This is a genomic window from Stutzerimonas sp. (assembly GCF_982611455.1).
Genome location: NZ_CEXBBO010000003.1, coordinates 154,262 through 173,527 on the forward strand (window position 1 = coordinate 154,262; position 19,266 = coordinate 173,527).

18 protein-coding genes are annotated in these 19,266 nt (G+C 59.3%); 5 read left to right on the forward strand and 13 right to left on the reverse strand.

Translation table 11 applies throughout. The features are described from left to right. Nucleotides 1-11: 11 nt before the first annotated feature. The 3 genes from fliG to fliE are packed head-to-tail and all read right to left on the reverse strand — an operon-like array spanning nt 12 to nt 3,150. Nucleotides 12-1,028: a flagellar motor switch protein FliG gene (gene fliG, locus AC2LD7_RS03130; protein WP_484596396.1), complete on the reverse strand. Its 1,017-nt coding sequence runs from the start codon at nt 1,026-1,028 to the stop codon at nt 12-14. Continuing rightward, nucleotides 1,021-2,805, reverse strand: coding sequence for a flagellar basal-body MS-ring/collar protein FliF (fliF, locus tag AC2LD7_RS03135; protein WP_484596397.1), 1,785 nt, complete (start codon nt 2,803-2,805; stop codon nt 1,021-1,023). The genes fliG and fliF overlap by 8 nt, the downstream gene beginning before the upstream one ends. 15 nt (nt 2,806-2,820) lie before the next feature. After that, nucleotides 2,821-3,150 (reverse strand): flagellar hook-basal body complex protein FliE, encoded by a 330-nt coding sequence (gene fliE / locus AC2LD7_RS03140; protein WP_484596398.1) that lies wholly within the window; start codon nt 3,148-3,150, stop codon nt 2,821-2,823. Nucleotides 3,151-3,446: 296 nt separating this feature from the next. Between fliE and AC2LD7_RS03145 the strand changes: the two genes are divergently transcribed. Continuing rightward, on the forward strand, nt 3,447-4,643 hold the full coding sequence (locus AC2LD7_RS03145; protein WP_484596399.1) for a benzoate/H(+) symporter BenE family transporter: 1,197 nt from the start codon (nt 3,447-3,449) through the stop codon (nt 4,641-4,643). 21 nt (nt 4,644-4,664) lie between these two features. Here AC2LD7_RS03145 and AC2LD7_RS03150 read toward each other — a convergent pair whose 3' ends face one another. Beyond that, complete coding sequence (locus AC2LD7_RS03150; protein WP_484596400.1) at nt 4,665-5,426, reverse strand: SDR family oxidoreductase; 762 nt, start codon at nt 5,424-5,426, stop codon at nt 4,665-4,667. Nucleotides 5,427-5,641: 215 nt separating this feature from the next. Here AC2LD7_RS03150 and AC2LD7_RS03155 point away from each other — a divergent pair, with 215 nt between their 5' ends. Continuing rightward, the gene (locus AC2LD7_RS03155; protein WP_484596401.1) at nt 5,642-6,646 is read left to right on the forward strand and encodes an NADP-dependent oxidoreductase; all 1,005 of its coding nucleotides are present in this window, start codon (nt 5,642-5,644) and stop codon (nt 6,644-6,646) included. Nucleotides 6,647-6,699: 53 nt separating this feature from the next. Here AC2LD7_RS03155 and pyrF read toward each other — a convergent pair whose 3' ends face one another. Then, nucleotides 6,700-7,401, reverse strand: coding sequence for an orotidine-5'-phosphate decarboxylase (gene pyrF, locus AC2LD7_RS03160; RefSeq protein ID WP_484596402.1), 702 nt, complete (start codon nt 7,399-7,401; stop codon nt 6,700-6,702). 166 nt (nt 7,402-7,567) lie between these two features. On the opposite strand from pyrF, the gene AC2LD7_RS03165 reads away from it, so the two are divergent. Together AC2LD7_RS03165 and AC2LD7_RS03170 are read left to right on the forward strand one after the other, a co-directional pair. Continuing rightward, entirely contained in the window at nt 7,568-7,735 is a 168-nt protein-coding gene (locus AC2LD7_RS03165) for a DUF2897 family protein (RefSeq protein ID WP_484596403.1), read from the forward strand. 132 nt (nt 7,736-7,867) lie between these two features. After that, the gene (locus AC2LD7_RS03170) at nt 7,868-10,492 is read left to right on the forward strand and encodes a bifunctional diguanylate cyclase/phosphodiesterase (RefSeq protein WP_484596404.1); all 2,625 of its coding nucleotides are present in this window, start codon (nt 7,868-7,870) and stop codon (nt 10,490-10,492) included. Here AC2LD7_RS03170 and AC2LD7_RS03175 read toward each other — a convergent pair. The 7 genes from AC2LD7_RS03175 to AC2LD7_RS03205 all read right to left on the reverse strand — a co-directional run bounded on the left by AC2LD7_RS03175 (nt 10,482) and on the right by AC2LD7_RS03205 (nt 16,624). Continuing rightward, entirely contained in the window at nt 10,482-10,991 is a 510-nt protein-coding gene (locus AC2LD7_RS03175) for a hypothetical protein (protein WP_484596405.1), read from the reverse strand. The genes AC2LD7_RS03170 and AC2LD7_RS03175 overlap by 11 nt on opposite strands. A 24-nt stretch (nt 10,992-11,015) precedes the next feature. Beyond that, nucleotides 11,016-12,446 carry an aminotransferase-like domain-containing protein gene (locus tag AC2LD7_RS03180; protein ID WP_484596406.1) on the reverse strand — a complete coding sequence of 477 codons (1,431 nt, stop codon included), beginning with the start codon at nt 12,444-12,446 and terminating at the stop codon, nt 11,016-11,018. 118 nt (nt 12,447-12,564) lie between these two features. Further along, entirely contained in the window at nt 12,565-13,365 is an 801-nt protein-coding gene (locus AC2LD7_RS03185) for an OmpA family protein (RefSeq protein WP_484596407.1), read from the reverse strand. After that, on the reverse strand, nt 13,362-13,709 hold the full coding sequence (locus tag AC2LD7_RS03190; RefSeq protein ID WP_484596408.1) for a DUF4398 domain-containing protein: 348 nt from the start codon (nt 13,707-13,709) through the stop codon (nt 13,362-13,364). The genes AC2LD7_RS03185 and AC2LD7_RS03190 overlap by 4 nt, the downstream gene beginning before the upstream one ends. Nucleotides 13,710-13,986: 277 nt before the next feature. Further along, entirely contained in the window at nt 13,987-14,814 is an 828-nt protein-coding gene (locus AC2LD7_RS03195) for a substrate-binding periplasmic protein (protein WP_484596409.1), read from the reverse strand. 130 nt (nt 14,815-14,944) lie between these two features. Next, on the reverse strand, nt 14,945-15,874 hold the full coding sequence (locus AC2LD7_RS03200; RefSeq protein WP_484596410.1) for an electron transfer flavoprotein subunit alpha/FixB family protein: 930 nt from the start codon (nt 15,872-15,874) through the stop codon (nt 14,945-14,947). Next, nucleotides 15,875-16,624, reverse strand: a complete 750-nt coding sequence (locus AC2LD7_RS03205; protein ID WP_484596411.1) for an electron transfer flavoprotein subunit beta/FixA family protein — start codon at nt 16,622-16,624, stop codon at nt 15,875-15,877. A gap of 332 nt (nt 16,625-16,956) precedes the next feature. Between AC2LD7_RS03205 and AC2LD7_RS03210 the strand changes: the two genes are divergently transcribed. Continuing rightward, nucleotides 16,957-18,612, forward strand: a complete 1,656-nt coding sequence (locus AC2LD7_RS03210) for an electron transfer flavoprotein-ubiquinone oxidoreductase (protein ID WP_484596412.1) — start codon at nt 16,957-16,959, stop codon at nt 18,610-18,612. 82 nt (nt 18,613-18,694) lie between these two features. Here the strand turns inward: AC2LD7_RS03210 and AC2LD7_RS03215 are convergent, their stop codons facing one another. Beyond that, on the reverse strand, nt 18,695-19,261 hold the full coding sequence (locus AC2LD7_RS03215; protein ID WP_484596413.1) for a DUF1285 domain-containing protein: 567 nt from the start codon (nt 19,259-19,261) through the stop codon (nt 18,695-18,697). Nucleotides 19,262-19,266 lie beyond the last annotated feature (5 nt).

Sequence of the window (19,266 nt, forward strand, 5' to 3'; positions counted from 1 at the left end):
CTTAGGGCCTACTAAATCATTTCTTCGCCGCCCTTGCCGCCGAGAACGATCTCTCCGGCTTCGGCCATACGGCGGGCGATGGTAAGAATTTCCTTCTGGGCACTTTCGACTTCGCTGATGCGCACCGGCCCCTTGGCTTCCAAGTCGTCGCGCAGCAACTCGCCAGCGCGCTTGGACATGTTCTTGAACACCTTCTCCTTGATACCTTCGTCGGCACCCTTGAGCGCCATCACCAGCACATCGGAGGATACTTCGCGCAGCAGCACCTGGATGCCCCGGTCGTCGACATCCGCCAAGTTATCGAAGACGAACATCAGGTCTTCGATCTGCGCCGACAAGTCTTCATCGACGTCGCGGATGGCGTCCATCAGTTGCCCTTCTACCGAGCTGTCGAGGAAGTTCATGATGTCCGCGGCCCGCTTGACGCCGCCCAGCGTCGCGCGAGTGGTGTTGGCGTTGCCGGAGAACTGCTTCTCGAGGATCAGATTGAGTTCCTTCAGCGCCGCCGGTTGTACGGTATTGAGCGATGACACCCGCAAAACGATGTCGAGCCGCACCTTGTGGTCGAAATGCGACAGCACTTCACCGGCCTGGTCGGGGTCCAGATAGGCCACCACGATCGCCTGTATCTGTGGATGCTCGTAACGAATCACGTCGGCGACTGCGCGCGGCTCCATCCACTTCAGGCTGTCCAGGCCGCTGGTGTTGCCACCGAGCAGGATGCGATCGATCAGACCACCGGCCTTGTCCTCACCCAGCGCCTGGGTGAGCATCTTGCGTATGTAACCATCAGCGCCCACACCGAGGCTGGTCTGGTCGCCGACGATTTCGACGAACTCGCCCATCACCCGCTCGACTTGCTCGCGATGGATGTTGCGCATCTGTGCCATTGCCGTGCCGACCCGCTGTACTTCTTTCGGGCCGAGATGACGCAGCACCTGCGCGGCATCGGCTTCACCCAGCGACAACAGCAGAATCGCGGCCTTGTCGACCTTGTTCAGCTTGGCGGAAATTCGGGCATCACTCATCTGCGTTGATCCACTCTTTGACGACCTGAGCCACCCGGCCCGGGTCTTCAGCTACCAGATTCTTGATGGCATTCAGTTGCGCATCGTATCCCTCGGTCGGACTCGGCAGCATGATGCTCTGCGGCCCGCTCAGGCTCACACGGTCGTTGCTCAGTGCACCGTCCATCCCACCCATCTCGCCCAGTTCGGCGTCGCCACCGACAGCTTGAAGCTCCTTGCTTTTTCCAGCATTGGTCAGATTGTTCAGGACGGGCCGCAGCACGCCGAACACCAGCACCAGGATAAACAGCACGCCGAGCACCTGCTTGACGATGTCCCAGAACCACGGCTGTGAGTAGAACGGGATGTCGATAAAGGTCTCGTCGAGCGAGTCAGGTGCGAACGGCGCATTTATTACGCTGACACTGTCGCCACGGCTGGCGTCGAAACCAACGGCATCCTGAACCAGGCGGGTGAAGCGCGCCAGTTCGTCGGCGGTCAGCGGTACACGCGTGGTCTGCCCATCTGCAGAGACCGTCACCTGATCGTCGAGTACCACGGCAACCGACAAACGGCGCAGGCGACCCTGTTGCTGCTTGGTGTGACTGATGGAGCGGTCCAGTTCGTAATTGCGAGTCGACTGCTCGCGCTTGTCCGACGGGTAAGGCGCCAACATGGGCTGACCGGTGGCCGGATCGATGATCTGCTGACCGTTTGCATCCAGCAGCGGCTGTCCGGGAGCGACCGCGCCAGCGGCGTCCTGGCCCGCCAGGGCGTTTTCCGGAGCCGTCGCCGGGCCCGGTGGCTGGTTGCTCAATGCACCCGGAACGCCTTGCGGGCCGAGGCTGCTTTGGCGCTGCTCGCTGACGCTCTGCTCACTGCGCAGAGCAGGCTGGTCCGGATTGAAGGTTTCCGATGTGGACTCCACCGCGCTGAAATCGACGTCGGCAGAGACCTCAGCCTTGTAGCGACCATTGCCCAGCACCGGCTGCAAAATGTTGTGTATGCGTTGGGTGTAGAGACTTTCCATGCGACGGCTGTAATCGAACTGCTTGCCGGCCATGGTCAACTCGGAGAGCTGTTGCTGGTCGGACAACAAATTGCCCTTCTGGTCGACCACAGTGATCTGTGACTTGGTTAGCTCCGGCACGCTGGTGGCCACCAGGTTGATGATCGCCATCACCTGGCTCGGCTCGAGGCTGCGGCCCGGATAGAGCTCAACCAGAACTGAGGCGCTGGGCTTGCGCTCGTCACGGACAAAGACCGAACTCTTCGGAATCGCCAGATGCACGCGTGCCGCCTTGATGTTGTTGAGGCTGGATACGGTACGACCCAACTCCCCTTCCAGGCCACGGCGATAACGCGTGGCCTCCATGAATTGGCTCGTGCCGAGGCCCTGTTCCTTGTCGAGAATCTCGAAACCGATGTTGCTGTCAGTCGGTGCAATGCCTGCGCCGGCGAGTTTCAGCCGCGCACGAGCGAGATCGTCGGCCTTGACCAACAAGGCGCCGGAGTTGGGCTCGACGGTATAAGAAATGTCGGCGGCCGCAAGGGTTTCCATCACTTGGTTGGCATCCATCCCGGCCAGGCTACCAAGCAACGGCCGATAGTCTGGCTGCTGCGACCAGAGCACCACGGCGAAGCCGATGGCGACACTCGCAGCCAGCCCGACGAGCAGGCCGATCTGCCGCAACATCGACATTTCGGAAAGATTTTCCAGGAAGGACAGGCCAAGCAGAGGCTTCTTCGGGTCACCCGATTCAACCGTTGCCGGAACTTTGCTAAGCGTTTCAGCCATTATTCAAACCCTGCCTTAAACCGGCATCTGCATGATGTCTTGATACGCCTGCACCAGCTTGTTACGCACTTGGGTCATGGCCTGAAAGGAAACGCTGGCTTTCTGCGAAGCGATCATGACTTCGGTCAGATCGATGCCGCCCTGCCCCATCTCAAAGGCAGTGGCCAGTTGGCTGGAGGCTTGCTGGGTTTCGCTCACTTTATTGACGGCCAGACCGAGCATGTCGGAAAAGCTCGGCGCGCCAGCCTCGGGGGCAGCGACAACTGGTTTCGAGCGCGCCATTGCATCGGTCTGCATGGCCCGCATTTCCAGCATCAAGCGATTGAATTCAATACCCTGGCTCATCTATTCCTCCGACAGCTGCGGTTTTTTTGACGCTTCGCAGCAAGCACATGAGTAATAGCAACATCGATGCCAGCTTGGCTGGAGGCTGGAGGCTGGAGGCTGGACAGCATCGACCTTGAATTGCGCCATGCTCTTAAGCTGCCTCTGCGGCTTGCTGCTTTCTCGCCCAGCTTCGAGCAGCCTCCAGCGCTTTTTATCGGCTCTATCTGTAACGCCAATCGTCCCGCCGGCTGTACGGTGACGCGAATCAGCGCCGCTCATAGTCTAGGCAATTCGAAAATTCAACAGGAGCAACCATGCCGGACGCTGCCCGCTCACTATCGCGCCCGTTCGCCGACAGCTCAGCCTCGACGATCGTGGCCGGCTTCATTGCCATGCTCACCGGCTACACCAGCTCGCTGGTATTGATGTTTCAGGCAGGCCAGGCAGCGGGACTCAGCGGCGCGCAAATCTCCTCTTGGATTTGGGCGTTATCGATCGGCATGGCGGTATGCAGCATCGGTTTGTCGCTGCGCTACAGAACTCCGGTGGTCATCGCCTGGTCGACACCCGGTGCAGCGCTGCTGATCAGCAGCTTGCCCGGCGTTCCCTATGGCGAAGCGATCGGTGCATTTGTTTTTGCGTCAGCACTCATCGCGTTGTGCGGGCTCACCGGCAGCTTCGAGCGCCTGATGCGCAAAGTGCCGGCGTCTCTGGCGGCGGCGCTGCTGGCCGGCGTGTTGTTCAACATCGGCAGCGAAATCTTCCGCGCCGTCGAAGTGCAGCCCTTGTTGGTATTGGGGATGTTCTTCAGTTATCTGCTGGCCAAGCGCTTGGTGCCGCGCTATGCGGTGCTCTCGGCGCTGATCGTCGGCTGTGCGCTGGCCGGCGGGCTGGGCTTGCTGGACTTCCGCGAGCTGAGCCTGGAAATCGCCGTGCCGGTCTGGACCTCACCGACGCTGTCGTTCGCGGCGATTTTCAGCATTGGCATTCCGCTGTTCGTCATCGCCATGGCCTCGCAGAACATGCCGGGCCTGGCCGTACTGCGAGCAGAGGGTTACCAAGTACCCGCCTCGCCACTGATTTCCACGACCGGCATCGCCTCGATCCTGCTCGCCCCGTTCGGCTCCCACGGCATCCATCTAGCCGCCATCACCATGGCGATCTGCAGCGGGCCGGAGGCGCATCCAGATCCATCCCGGCGCTACACCGCGGCGGTCTGGTGCGGATTGTTCTATGGGATCGCCGGAATATTCGGAGCGACGTTGGCGGCCCTGTTCGCCGCATTCCCTCCGGCACTGGTGCTGTCGATCGCAGCGCTGGCGTTGCTCGGCTCGATCGGTAGCGGCCTGACCCAGGCCATGCAGCTACCGCGCGAGCGCGAGGCAGCATTGATTACCTTCATGGTCACTGCGTCGGGCCTGACGCTGTTCGGCATCGGCTCGGCATTGTGGGGACTAGTGGCGGGAATTTTGACGTTGCTGATCGTCAGCGGGCGCAAGGCCGCGATCTGATCGCCGCGGCTGTTGGTACGCTCAGATGGCCGTGGCGCCGCCATCAACAGCCAGTGCGTGGCCAGTCGTGAAGGCTGCGCCGTCGCTGCAGAGATAAAGCACCGCGGCGGCGATTTCTTCAACCTTGCCGACCCGGCCGACCGGATGCATGGCCGCGGCGAATTCCGCCTTGCGCGGATCCGCCTCGTAGGCACGGCGGAACATATCGGTGTCGATCACCGCCGGACAGACGGCGTTGACTCGGATTTTTTTCTTGGCATATTCGATCGCCGCCGACTTGGTCAGGCCAATCACAGCGTGTTTCGACGCTGAATAGATGCTCATCTTCGGCGCCGCCCCAAGGCCCGCTACCGAAGCGGTGTTGACGATGGCACCGCCGCCCTGCGCCAGCATCAGCGGCAACTGATGCTTCATGCACAGCCAGACGCCTTTGACGTTCACACCCATGATGGCATCGAACTCGGCTTCGCTGCCTTCAGCCAGGCGGCCTTGTTCAATCTCGATCCCGGCGTTATTGAAGGCGTAGTCGAGACGCCCATAGTTCACGATTACCTGCTCGATCATGGCTTTGACCTGATCGTCACGGGTGACGTCGAAACGCACAAACACAGCCTCGCCACCAGCCTCGACAATGGCTTCGGCGCACGCAACGCCGCCCGCCTCATCCACATCCGCCACGACCACCTTGAGACCCTGTTCGGCGAACGCCAGCGCCGTGGCGCGGCCGATTCCTGCTGCTGCGCCGGTAACCAGGGCGACCTGCCCGGAAAAAGACATGCTCATGGTGAATATCCTATCGATTGAAATAACGGCACCGAGTCCGAAAGTGACCACAAGCCAAATGCCAGTCACGCTTATACCGTCATCCTTTGCTCCACTTAACTGCCGCGAGGCGATATCACTCAGACGGATGCCGATGCATTCCAAATTTCCGGCCTTGCTTGCAGAGATAGTCTGGGCGGGCTAAACCAAGCTTTTGCAATCGACCAGAGGCTTTCATGGACAACATCAACCGCCAGTTTCTGCTGGCCAAGCGCCCTGTCGGCGCCCCCACACGCGACACTTTTGAATTCGTCGAAAAGCCGCTGGGCGAACCCGGGCCGAACCAGATCCTGGTCAAGAACGAATACCTGTCGCTGGACCCGGCCATGCGCGGCTGGATGAACGATGCCAAGTCTTATCTTCCACCGGTGGGTATCGGTGAAGTGATGCGCGCGCTCGGCGTCGGCAGGGTGATCGCGTCTCAGCATCCAGGCTTCGCGGAAGGCGATTACGTCAACGGAGCACTGGGCGTTCAGGAATACTTCCTCGGCGAGCCCAAAGGCTTCTACAAGGTCGACCCGAACCAGGCGCCGCTGCCGCGCTATCTGTCCGCGCTGGGCATGACCGGCATGACCGCCTATTTCGGCCTGCTAACTGTGGGTGAACCGAAGGCCGGCGAGACCGTCGTGCTATCGGGCGCTGCCGGTGCGGTAGGCAGCGTTGCCGGGCAGATCGCCAAGCTCAAGGGCTGCCGTGTGGTGGGTATTGCCGGTGGCGCCGACAAGTGTCGCTTTCTTACCGAAGAGCTCGGTTTCGACGCCGCCATCGACTACAAGAGCGAAGACGTGGCAGCGGGTCTCAAGCGCGAATGTCCCAAAGGCGTCGATGTTTATTTCGACAATGTCGGTGGCGATATTCTCGACGCTGTGCTGACACGTATCACCCTTGGTGCTCGCGTGGTGATCTGCGGCGCGATCAGTCAGTACAACAACAAGGAAGCGGTCAAAGGCCCTGCCAATTACCTGTCTTTGCTAGTCAATCGAGCAAGGATGCAGGGCATGGTCGTCACCGACTATGTATCGCGTTATCCCGAAGCCATGAAAGAAATGGCCGGTTGGCTGCAAAGCGGTGAGCTGAAAAGCAAAGAGGACATCGTCGAAGGACTGGAGGCATTCCCCGACACGCTGATGAAACTGTTCACCGGCGGCAACTTCGGCAAGTTGGTACTGAAAGTCGGTTAAACCACCGTGCCGCAGTACCGGTCGTCTTAACGGAGGCGACCGGTAAAAGCGTGCTATCGATCGGCCAGTTCGGCCACCACCGCAGCCAGCGCCTGGGCCGGATCGGTCGCCCGAGCAATCGGGCGACCGATCACCAGATAATCCGAACCCGCTGCCATTGCCTCGGCTGGAGTCAGAATCCGCCGCTGATCATCCGCTTTGCTTCCAGCAGGACGAATACCTGGCGTAACCAGTTGCAACTGCGCGAACTGCGCTTTCAGAGATTGCGCCTCCTGCGCCGAACAGACCAGTCCGTCCAGTCCAGCCTTTGCCGCCAGGCCTGCCAGACGCAAGACCTGCTGCTTCGGCTCTAGATCCAGACCGATGTCGGCAAGATCCGTCTGCTCCATGCTGGTCAGCACCGTCACGCCGATCAGCAACGGTTTCGCCCCGCCCGCCTTGTCCAGGGTTTCCCGACAGGCCGCCATCATCCGCAGACCACCCGAGCAATGCACGTTGACCATCCATACGCCTAATTCCGCAGCCGCCTTGACGGCCATCGCGGTGGTATTGGGAATGTCATGGAATTTCAGATCCAGAAAGACCTCAAATCCTTTAGCTTGGAGCGCCTCTACTACTGGCGGGCCGCAGCGGGTAAAGAGTTCCTTACCGACCTTGACGCGGCAAAGCGCCGGATCGAGCTGCCCGGCTAGTTTCAGCGCCGCATCATGAGAAGGAAAATCGAGCGCAACGATGATAGGCGTCTGGCAAGTCATGGCGAGTCCTCGGCAAAATTCGGCGCGCATTGTCGCAGAAAACAGCGAACCAGGCGGTGCCATCGGGCGCTGTGATCAAGTTGGATGTGAGTTAGGCACAGGCGCGAATGGCGCAGCCATGTGCGGTGGCGTAAGGTGAAAAGCAGGTCTTAATAAGGAGAAACGAATGCCTTGGTATATCTGGCTATTACTGATTCTGGTGCTCGGAATGATTATCGGCGGGCTGTTGACGCTACGTGCTAGCGCACACAAGGTTCCGCTGACCGAACAACAGAAACAAAAAATCGCACAGCGCAACGCCGAAGCAGATGCCGAAGATGCCCGTAACAAATAAGCACGCGGATCATTTATAGCCGCGTTTGCACATCCATCTCTCCGCGCCGAAAAAATGGCGGACGCAATAAATAGCGATGGCTTTTTGCCAATATTCCGGTAAATATTCTGCCTCCCCTTCAAGGAAGCATTGATGTCAGCAGTCTCCTCCTCGGCCGAGGACATCAGACCCAAGGCCCACACCGCGTTCTCCCGTCGAATTTTGCCAGGCATCGCCGCCCTGCTCGCCGTTGCGCTGCTCGCTGCAGCGGTCGCGGTGATTCAGATCGCCAATACGATCGACCAAGATGCTGTGACCCAGGAGCGCTTTCTGGCCGGTAAGGCATTCGAGGCACATATGAGCGGCATGAATCGCCATGTCGCGGATAACGCGTTCTGGGGCGATGCGTATGCCAATCTGAGCAAGAAAATCAATCTGAACTGGGCTTACGATCAAGCGAACCTTGGCCCGTCCCTGTATGAAGATTTCGGTTACGAAGCGGTGTTTGTCGTCGATTCGGCCGGCGAAACCACTTATTCGGTGATCCGCGGGAACCTGGCTCAGGTCGATGCGCACCAGTGGCTCGGCAGCGGGCTCGATGTGCTGTTGACTCAGGCGCGCGAAGCGCTGGAAGACGAAGAAACCGCGGCCGGCCTGCTTTCGGCCGAAGGTCACCCGGCGATCGCTGCCGCAGCAGTAATGACGACTGGCGGCAGCGATGTGGAAGAAGCCCCCGGCCCCGCCTCGATATTGCTTTTCGTGGATGTGTTGGATCCCGGTTTGCTGCTCCACCTGGGTCAGGAATATTCAATCGAAGGACTGCGGGGCCGTGACGAATCCGTCCGCACCGAGCAAACTTTCATCAAAACGAAAATGCTCGACGGGTCGCCGGTGCTATTTACCTGGACCGTGTCCCAGCCTGGGCGCTATCTGTTGTGGATGACCCTGCCGGTGCTGGCCGTGGTCACCCTTGGGCTCGGCTTGCTGGCTTGGCTGTTGCTGCGTCAAGCGCTGAAGACCGTGAGGCTGATGGATGCCAATTACAAGCGACTGTCGAAAAGCCGCACGGCATTGGTAGCCAGTGAAGAACGTTTCCGTGACGTGGCGGAAGCCGCATCCGACTGGATTTGGGAAACCGACCAGAACGCACGGCTGACTTATCTGTCCAGTCGTTTCGAGGAAATTACCGGCCACGACCCAGCCGCCTGGATTGGCAGGCCCTTGATCGACCTGCTGATCAGCGACCACGCCGCGCTACAGGACTGGCTGGCCGCACCGCACAGAACGCCGCTTCGCTGCAGCTATCATGCAGCAAACAGTTGCGAGCGGTACTGCCGGCTCTCCGCGCGCGCCATCCACCGCGGTATCGACTTATTGGGTTATCGGGGTACCGCAAGTGACGTCACCGAAGAGACCCAGGCCCAGGCACGCGTACAGTATCTTTCTCAGCACGACGCCTTGACCGGGCTGCCGAACCGCAACCGGCTGCGCGACTATCTGGAAACCAAGCTCAATTCGCTGACGAGCGCCTCACGACTGACCGTCCTCTATATCGATCTGGATCGCTTCAAGCCGGTGAACGACACGCTAGGCCATGGCGCCGGCGACGAGGTGCTGGTCGGCGTGTCCAATCGCCTCAAGCAGTGCATCAGAGGAGACGATCTGGTTGCCCGTCTGGGCGGCGACGAGTTCGTCATGGTGATGAGCCGCTTACAACACAACGAAGACGTCGAGAAGCTTTGCCTTCGGATTGTCGAAGCTATCAGCGAGCCCTTCCTGTACGAAGAAAAGCAGATCTACATAGGTACCAGCGTCGGCATCGCCATGGCGCCAACCGATGCAACGCAGGCCAACGAGCTATTGCGTTGCGCGGATATCGCGCTTTACCAAGCCAAGGCAGACGGCCGCGGGACTTGGCGGTTCTACGGCAGCGAGATGGACAGGCGGCTACTCGAGCGGCGCCGACAGGAAGACGAGCTCCGTCAGGCGATTGCCGAAGGCCAATTCGAGGTGTACTACCAACCTCGTTATTTCAGCGAAGGCATGCGCATCAATGGCGCCGAAGCGTTGCTGCGTTGGCAGCATCCGGCTCGCGGCCTGCTGCTGCCTGAGCATTTCATTCCTTTGGCCGAGGAAACCGGGCTGATAGTCCCGCTCGGCGAATGGGTCCTGCGCCAGGCCTGTAGCGAAGCCGCAGGCTGGACAAGCGATCTCATGGTCTCGGTCAATCTGTCCCCTTTGCAGCTTCGCAACGATGACCTTTTCGAAATGATTCATAGCGCTCTTGGCGAAAGCGGACTGCCAGCCAGCCGCTTAGAGCTCGAAATAACAGAAACGGCATTGCTTCAGGAGAGCCAGCGCACACTGGACGTACTTAGCCAGTTGAAAACACTGGGCGTGAGACTCGCCATGGATGATTTCGGTACTGGCTATTCCTCGCTGAGCAATCTGCGCAATTACCCGTTCGACATGATCAAGATAGACGGTAGCTTCGTCGCCGGAATGTCGCGCTCGATTGAAGATCATTCCATCGTTAAAGCACTCATCGATCTGGGGCATGGCTTGCGTATGCGCGTAACGGCTGAAGGCGTAGAGACCTCGGAACAACTGAAGCTGCTACTTGCCGACGGCTGTAGCGAAATTCAGGGCTTCCACATGAGCCAACCGCTTCGGGCTAAAGACTTGCATGCCTTGCTGAACCAGGCCAGCACAGACGAAACCGAGCCGTTGGGCCGAACCCCGCTTGATACCGGGCCTGGTAGCGAAATCAACGCTTGAGCTCGAAATTGATCTGAGCGCCGTCGACTAGCGCATCATCGTGTTCCATCCCCGGCAGGAGGCGTCCGCTCATCTGCAGCGAGCGTGAATCACCGGAATCGAATAAGGGCGGCAATAAGTTCATGGTCGTCGCATCCTGGCCTGGCTCAAGCTGCTCCGACCAATCCTCGGGCAGGCTCAAATCGAGTTTCGGCTCAGGCAATTCGACATCCTCGACCGCAACCTTCATCTTCGGCGCAACCGGGGCGGCCGGTTTGGTGGCAGGCGTGACCCGATCAGATGGCAGCTCATCGGGATCCCCAGCAGTAACCGGCTCGATTTCGATCTCGATCTTCGGAGGAGCGCTATCTTCGCTTTCGACCGGCGTCGACAAAGGCGCCTGCTCGCTATTAGCGACTCGAACCTTCGGCGGCTGTGGTGGGCTGGGTTCGGCCGGCACGTTGTCACCGTCGCATGCGCTCAACAGCGACAGCGCAAGCAGGAACATTAACAACTTCATCGCCAGCGCCCTCCTCCGATCCAGCTAGTTCGATTGTCGACAGAGCTCGGCCGTAAGCTCGCCAAGCGTCTTCAGGGCCCGTTCCGCCTCTGTCGTCCAGGGCAGCCCACAGTTGAGCCGCACGCAGTGATTGAATTGCTCGGTGTTGCTGAAAATCAGGCCCGGCGCGATGCTGATTCCTCGCTCCAACGCCTGCACATGCAACTCCTTGGTGTTGATCCGCGCCGGCAGGCTGACCCATAGAATGAATCCGCCGGTTGGGCGGGTCATCTGGGTTCCTTCCGGAAAGTACTGCTGCACCGCCAATTGAAAAGCGCTGAGATTCTTGCGGTACTCATGGCGGATATAACGCAAATGGCGATCGTAGCCACCATTCTCCAGATACGCGGCGACCCCCATCTGTGTGACGCTGCAGGCCGAATGCGTGCTGAAGGTTTGCAGTCGCTGTATTTCTTCTCGATAACGCCCGGGGATGATCCAGCCAATGCGTACACCCGGCGAAATCGTCTTGGAGAAGCTCGAGCAATAAGTCACGCGACCGTCGCCATCATTGGATTTGAGCGCCTTAATGGACCCCGCATCGAATAACAATTCACCATAGATATCGTCTTCGACAACTTGGATGTCAAAATTCGCCGCCAGCTTCAGCAATTGCTTTTGCCGCGCCTCAGGCATGCTGCCGCCGAGGGGGTTGCTCAGGCGTGCCGTCAACACCAGCGCCTTGATCGGCCATTGGCTGGCTGCCAGTTGCAACGCCTCGAGACTGAGCCCGGTATCCGGATCGCAGGGAATCTCGATGACCTTGAGCCCGAGCAAGTCGGCAAGCTGGAGCAAGCCGTAGTAACTGGGCGATTCCGCCGCGATCAGATCGCCCGGCTTGGTCAGTACGCGCAAGGACATCTGCAGGGCGTCGACGCAACCATGGGTAATCACTATTTCATCCGGACCGACGACCACGCCGGCGTCACGCATGCGAATCGCCACCTGCCGGCGCAGTGGCTCGTAACCGGGGCTGAACATGTAGCTGAACGCCCGCTGACTCTGGAAGCGAGTGACCTTGGCGAGCTGCTGATGCAAGGCGCGCACCGGTAGGTAGTCGACATGAGGAACGGCGGCGCCCAAAGGAATCAGCCCATCGCGGCGCGACTCGCTCAACACTTGGTTGATGATGCTGCTGCGCGTGACCAAGGTCGGCCGCTCAACCTGGGCGATATCGGGCGTGGGCGCCGTCAGTGCAGGCGTATGGTGGACATAGAAACCGGATTGCGGACGAGCACGGATCATCCCTTGGTCTTCAAGGTTGGCATAGGCTTGTAGGACCGTCGCGTGGCTGACGTTCAGCTGCATGCTCATCTTGCGCACCGAGGGCACACGTTCCCCCGGCCGGTAAACGCCTCGCCGAATATCTTCGGCGAGCTGGTGAGCGATACGCTGATAAAGCAACAGATTGGTCATATGGTCCGTCTCCGCCAACTGGACCATAACAGTAGTACAGCACCGTTATGCATGACCAATACAGTTACAGTCTAACTCGCCGACACAGTCAGTTACGTTTGCGGAAGCCGACAGAGTGTCAACGTGGGCTACCCAGCCGTCCCTGCTCATCGGAAAACAGGATCTCGACCCGCCGATTCTGCGCCCGCCCGCGGGCCGAAGCGTTCTCGGCGATGCGGAACTGCTCGCCGTAACCCACCACCTCCATGCGTCGTGTGTCGATGCCCAGGTCCTGCAAAAAGTCGCCCACCGCTTGGGCGCGGGCGTGGGACAGCGCAAGATTTTCCGCCGTGTCGCCTCGGTTGTCTGTGTATCCCTCGATCCGGACCATACGGTTGGGGTTGAGCTGGAGGAAATGCACCAGCTTTAGCAGTGTGCGATTGGCAGCAGCGTTCAGGTCAGCGCTTGCCGCCTTGAACAGCACGTCGCCCAAGGTCATTACCAGGCCGCGGTCGGTTTCGGCGGCAGCCAAGCTGATCATCTGATCTTCCAACCAGCGGCCCTGCTGCTGCATGTCGAGCAATTTGGCTTCCTGCAAGGTCTGACGCAGGCGCCCACGCTCCATGGCCAACTGCGCAGCACGCCGCTGATTCTGCATTTGCTCGCTGTGCTGGCGAGCAATCTCGCTATAGCGCTGACTGAGATTTGCGTAATGGCTGACATCCTCCGCGCTGCCCAGGTAACTGGCAAAGCGCTTGGCTCGCTCTAACGACTCGCCGGCCCGCATCACATCCTTGGGCGCATCGCGGAGCACCTGCGGATCCTCGCTGACGCCCTGAAACGCAGTAGCCGCTTGCTCCAGTGACTGTTCTGGCGTTGCACAACCCTGAAGTCCGGCAAGCGCGACCAGCAATACGGGTACGAGGCGAGCTGGCTTCATTGCAAATCCCCCAACTGTTCGCGTAGCCGTGCGATGTGCCGGTTCAACTCTGCCACCTCCAGCTGGCTCTTCTCGTTCAGCACTGCCGCTTCCGCCAGCCGAGCGTCCAGCTCTGCCTCCTCGGCCTGCAGGCGAGCCTCCCGATAGCGCTCTTCTTTCATCGCAGCGGTAGCCGCCGCGAGCTTCTGTTCAGCGAGAGCTAATTCCGGAGTCTGCTCCGACGCGCCAACTGCCCGCGCCTGGATCAACGCCTGCTCAGTCAGACGTAATTGCTCGGTCGGCGCCGGATCGCTGGCACAGCCAGCCACCAGCAGCACGAGGATGCAGGAAAGATGTTTTTTCACGAGTTTGATCCTAGGGTCTGTTGACGTTTCGTCGCGAGCCGCGTTGCTGCGTCAAATATCGCCAGGCAAGGCGCGGGACGCAGGTAATGGTTGTTCCCTTGCCAAGTCCCGCAACGTCGCATGGCGATATTTGAAGCGCAACCCGAAGGGCCGGGCCTGTTTTTTCGCGACACTGCGTTTCTCGTCGCTTATTTGGAACGACCAAACCGCGCTTCTCGTGTCTTGTTTCGCGAAAAAACAGGCTCCGGCGCGGCCGCGAACGAAACGTTAACAGACCCTAGCGTTGCGGATTGCTTGACGGTGCTAGCTGCTGTTGCGTCCAGCGATCGATATTCTCCGTCAGCAGCCGCTGCGGAACCCCGGAGGCACGCAATTCTGTCATTTTTATCGCCAGTTGTCCTCGCAGCCAAGGTCCGTTACAGGCCGAGTCGTGCGCCACGGCGAAATGCATGCCGCGACTGAACACCGGCGGTTCCAGCCGCTGTACGTCATCGAGCAAACCCAGCGGTTCGGCCAACGCGACTGCACTGTAACGCTCGTGCAGTACGTAATCGATTTTACCGGCCAGCAAATTTTGCATGGCTTCGGCCAGGCTTGGCGACGAGCTCAGACGGAGTTTATTTTTGGCATACTCTTCGAACTCGCTGCCAAAACGGGCGCTTGCTATGTAAGCACCCGTCTGGCCTAAGAGATCGTCACGGCTAGCGTAGAGAAAACCCGGCTCGTTGCGCACCCAGGCAGCCATCTGCAAGCCGGAAATAGATGGATGGATGAAATCCAGATGCGCCAACTCCCGGGCGCTGAGCGTCGCGTCAGCCAGCAGATCCACCCGGCCGCTGCGAACCTCCTCAAGCGCCTTGTCGGAATCGCCTGTGTAGAGAACCTCGAGCTTCAGATCGAGTGAATCGGTGATGGTCTTCAGCAGATCGGCATTTGCACCCACCAACCGCTTGGGATTCTGCGGATCACGCCATAAGAACGGTGGATTGTCCGCTCCGCCCGTTGCAATCAGCCGGTCACACTTTGCAGCCGCAGCGCTCGCAACTAACGGTGCCGCCAGCAGCAGCGCGATCAAAGCGGATTTCAGCGGAACGGCACAGCGCATGGAGAACCTCATCGTTCGAAATCGGATAGGCACCTCTCGGAGCCAGGCGGTGATCTTACCACTGGCCACGGCAACCGAGCGGCCATGAAAAACCCGCTCCTAGGAGCGGGTTTTTTTGAAGCAGATCAGCTCAAACGAGCTTCTCGAGCTCCGGCACGATCTCGAACAGATCGCCAACCAGGCCGTAATCGGCGACCTGGAAGATTGGCGCTTCTTCATCCTTGTTGATCGCGACGATCACCTTGGAGTCCTTCATGCCCGCCAGGTGCTGGATCGCACCGGAAATGCCGACGGCGATGTACAGCTGCGGTGCAACAATTTTACCGGTCTGACCGACCTGCATGTCGTTCGGCACGAAGCCGGCATCGACCGCCGCGCGCGAGGCACCGACGGCAGCGCCGAGCTTGTCGGCCAGCGAGTACAGATGCTTGAAGTTGTCGCCGTTCTGCATGCCACGACCGCCGGAGATAACGATCTTGGCGGCGGTCAGTTCAGGACGATCGGACTTGGCCAGCTCTTCGCCAACGAAGGAGGAAATGCCCTTGTCGCCAGTACCGGAAACCTGCTCGACGCTTGCCGAGCCACCTTCAGCGCTGACCGGATCGAAACCGGTGGAGCGCACGGTGATGACCTTGATGGCCGCCGAGGACTGCACGGTGGCAATCGCATTACCGGCATAGATCGGGCGCTTGAAGGTATCGGCGCTCTCGACGGCAATGATTTCGGAAATCTGATCGACGTCCAGAAGAGCGGCAACGCGCGGCTGGAAGTTCTTGCCGTTGGTGGTGGCAGCGGCCAGCACGTGGCTGTAATCCTTGGCCAAGCCGGCGATCAGCGGCGCGACATTTTCCGGCAGCTGATGGGCATAGGCGGCATCGTCGGCGACCAGCACCTTGGACACGCCTTCGATCTTGGCAGCCGCTTCGCCGATGGCGCCGCAGCCGCTACCGGCTACCAGCACGTGGATGTCGCCACCGATCGCTTGGGCGGCGGCTACCGTGTTCAAAGTCGCAGCAGCCAGAACAGCGTTATTGTGTTCAGCGATAACCAGGATAGTCATTTAGATTACCTTCGCCTCGTTCTTCAGTTTCTCGACCAGTTCAGCCACGGATTTGACCTTGATGCCCGCACTGCGAGCAGCCGGCGCTTCGACTTTCAGGGTCTTCACGGTGGAGGTGGTGGATACGCCCAATGCGTCCGGAGTCAGGACTTCGAGCGGCTTCTTCTTGGCCTTCATGATGTTCGGCAGCGACGCGTAGCGCGGCTCGTTCAGGCGCAGGTCGGTGGTGACGATTGCCGGCAGATTCAGCGAAACGGTCTGCGAGCCGCCATCGATTTCGCGCTCGACCTTGACCTTGTCGCCCTCGACTTCAACCTTGGAAGCGAAGGTGCCTTGGGCGTACCCGGTCAGCGCACCGAGCATCTGGCCGGTCTGGTTGTTGTCGCTATCGATGGCCTGCTTGCCAAGGATGACCAGCTGCGGCTGTTCCTTGTCGACTACGGCTTTCAACAGCTTGGCCACAGCCAACGAGTTGAGCTCTTCGGTCGACTCGACCAACACGGCACGATCGGCGCCCAATGCCAGTGCGGTACGCAGCTGCTCCTGCGCAGCGGTCGGACCAATGGAAACCACGATGATCTCGCTCGCAACACCCTTCTCTTTCAGGCGTACGGCTTCTTCCACGGCGATTTCGCAGAAGGGGTTCATCGACATCTTGACGTTGGCGAGGTCGACGCCAGAGTTGTCCGCCTTGACGCGAACCTTGACGTTGTAATCGACCACTCGTTTGACAGCTACAAGAACCTTCATGGATTCCTCGTTACTCTCCGGTGAATAGAATTTCGCCGAGGCGAACCGAGCCATGCTCGAGGTCCGGGCCGTCAATTCAGCCACCGGACCTGTTCGGCGAGCACAAAACTGCCCGTATCTTGACTGCTGGCGATGGCCGGGGTCAATAACGCAAATACCCCGTTATAAGCCGCAGTTTCCCGATTCTAACAGGCCTGCGGTAAATTCAAACAAACGTTTGTATTGGACCCGTTCCGGCGTCTATATATAATGCCGCAGCTCGGCCTGGTCAGGGAAACGATCCAGCCCTCCACTACCTAAAAAATAATCAAGCCTTGAGTAGGAGATAGCCAATGGAACGCGAATACATGGAATTCGACGTAGTCATCGTCGGCGCCGGCCCCGCGGGCCTTTCCGCTGCCTGCCGACTGAAGCAACGAGCCGCCGATGCCGGCAAGGAAATCAGCGTCTGCGTCGTCGAGAAGGGCTCCGAGGTAGGCGCCCACATTCTATCCGGCGCCGTATTCGAGCCGCGCGCACTGAATGAACTCTTTCCCAACTGGCAAGAACTCGAAGCGCCACTGAACACCCCCGTCAAACGCGACGATATCTACCTGCTCAAAAGCGCCGAAGCCGCTCGCAAGCTGCCCAATGCATTGGTTCCGAAAACCATGCACAACGAGGGCAATTATATTATTTCCCTGGGTAACTTTTGCCGCTGGCTGGCGCAACAGGCCGAAAATCTCGGTGTCGAGATTTATCCCGGCTTCGCTGCTCAGGAAGCACTCATCGACGAACAGGGCGTGGTTCGCGGCATCCTCACCGGCGACCTCGGGGTGGACCGCGAGGGCAATCCGAAGGAAGGCATGTACACCCCTGGCATGGAACTGCGTGCCAAGTACACCCTGTTCGCCGAAGGTTGCCGCGGCCATATCGGCAAGCAGCTGATCAATCGCTTCCAGCTCAACGCCAATGTCGACCCGCAACACTACGGCATCGGCATTAAGGAACTCTGGGACATCGACCCCGCTAAGCACGAACAGGGCCTGGTCGTGCATACCGCCGGCTGGCCGTTGGATGACGAGAACACTGGCGGCTCGTTCCTCTATCACATCGAGAACAACCAAGTCGTGGTTGGCCTGATCGTCGATCTGTCCTACAGCAACCCGTTCCTCTCTCCTTTCGACGAATTCCAGCGCTACAAGCATCACCCGGTGGTAAAGCAGTACCTGGAGGGTGGCAAGCGCGTTTCCTATGGAGCGCGAGCCATCGCCAAGGGCGGCATCAATTCGCTACCAAAGATGGTCTTCAATGGCGGCGCACTGATCGGCTGCGATGCAGGCACATTGAACTTCGCCAAGATCAAGGGCAGCCATACGGCCATGAAGTCCGGCATGCTCGCAGCAGAGGCGGTTGCGGACGCCCTGTTCGCCGGTCGCGAAGGTGGTGACGAACTGACCAATTACGAAGAAGGCTTCAAGGCCAGCTGGCTTTATGAAGAGTTACATGCCAGCCGCAATTTCGGTGCAGCGATCCACAAGTGGGGAGCGGTCAAGGGCGGTGCATTCAATTTTATCGATCAGAACATCTTCGGTGGCAAGATTCCCTTCACCCTGCATGACACCAAGCCGGACTATGCATGCCTGAAGACAGCAGCCGAATCGAAGAAGATCGATTACCCCAAGCCGGACGGCAAGCTCAGCTTCGACAAGCTCAGCTCGGTATTCCTTTCCAACACCAACCATGAAGAAGAGCAGCCGGTCCATCTCAAGCTGACCGATCCGAGCATTCCGATCGAGAAGAACCTACCGCTGTACGACGAGCCCGCCCAACGCTACTGCCCGGCTGGTGTCTACGAAGTGGTAGACAATGACGATGGCAGCAAGCGCTTCCAGATCAACGCGCAGAACTGCGTGCATTGCAAGACGTGCGACATCAAAGACCCCGCTCAAAATATTACCTGGGTGGCGCCGGAGGGCACCGGGGGGCCTAACTACCCCAACATGTAATTGTGCAAAAAGGCTCCCTCGGGAGCCTTTTCTATTTCAGTTAACACAAACGCGAACCCGAACGGGCCACTTCCTGTGAGGGCTATTCGGTGCGGCCAATCGGGAAAAATTGCCCATGGCTCCAGACTCCTAGCCAAGTGGCGCCTTCGATCTCACGTGGCACAGCCAGCTCGACCAGTTGGTAGAAAACATTGCGATGAATCAGCGCGTCGAGATTGGCGCGTACATGGAGATAAGGTGTTGGCTCCTGAGTATCGGGATCGAGTTCGACCCGCATCGGATGCTCCGATCCAGCTTCGATTTCATCGTCGACATTAGTGATGAAGCGGACGATCTGTGCATCGCCGCTGCCCTCCACTTCCAGCCGAACCGCCACGAAGGGAGCGTCATCGACCTTGATGCCAACCTTCTCCACTGGCGTCACCAGAAAATAATCATCGCCGTCGCGCCGAATTACCGTGGAAAAAAGCCGCACCATGGCGGGTCGCCCTATCGGCGTGCCCATGTAATACCAACTACCGTCACGGGCGATTCGCATATCCAGATCACCGCAAAACGGCGGGTTCCAGAGATGCACCGGAGGCAGGCCCTTCTTTTCAGACTTCGGAATTTGACCCAGCAGATCCGCGGCTTTTCCAGAATCGCTCATGTGCT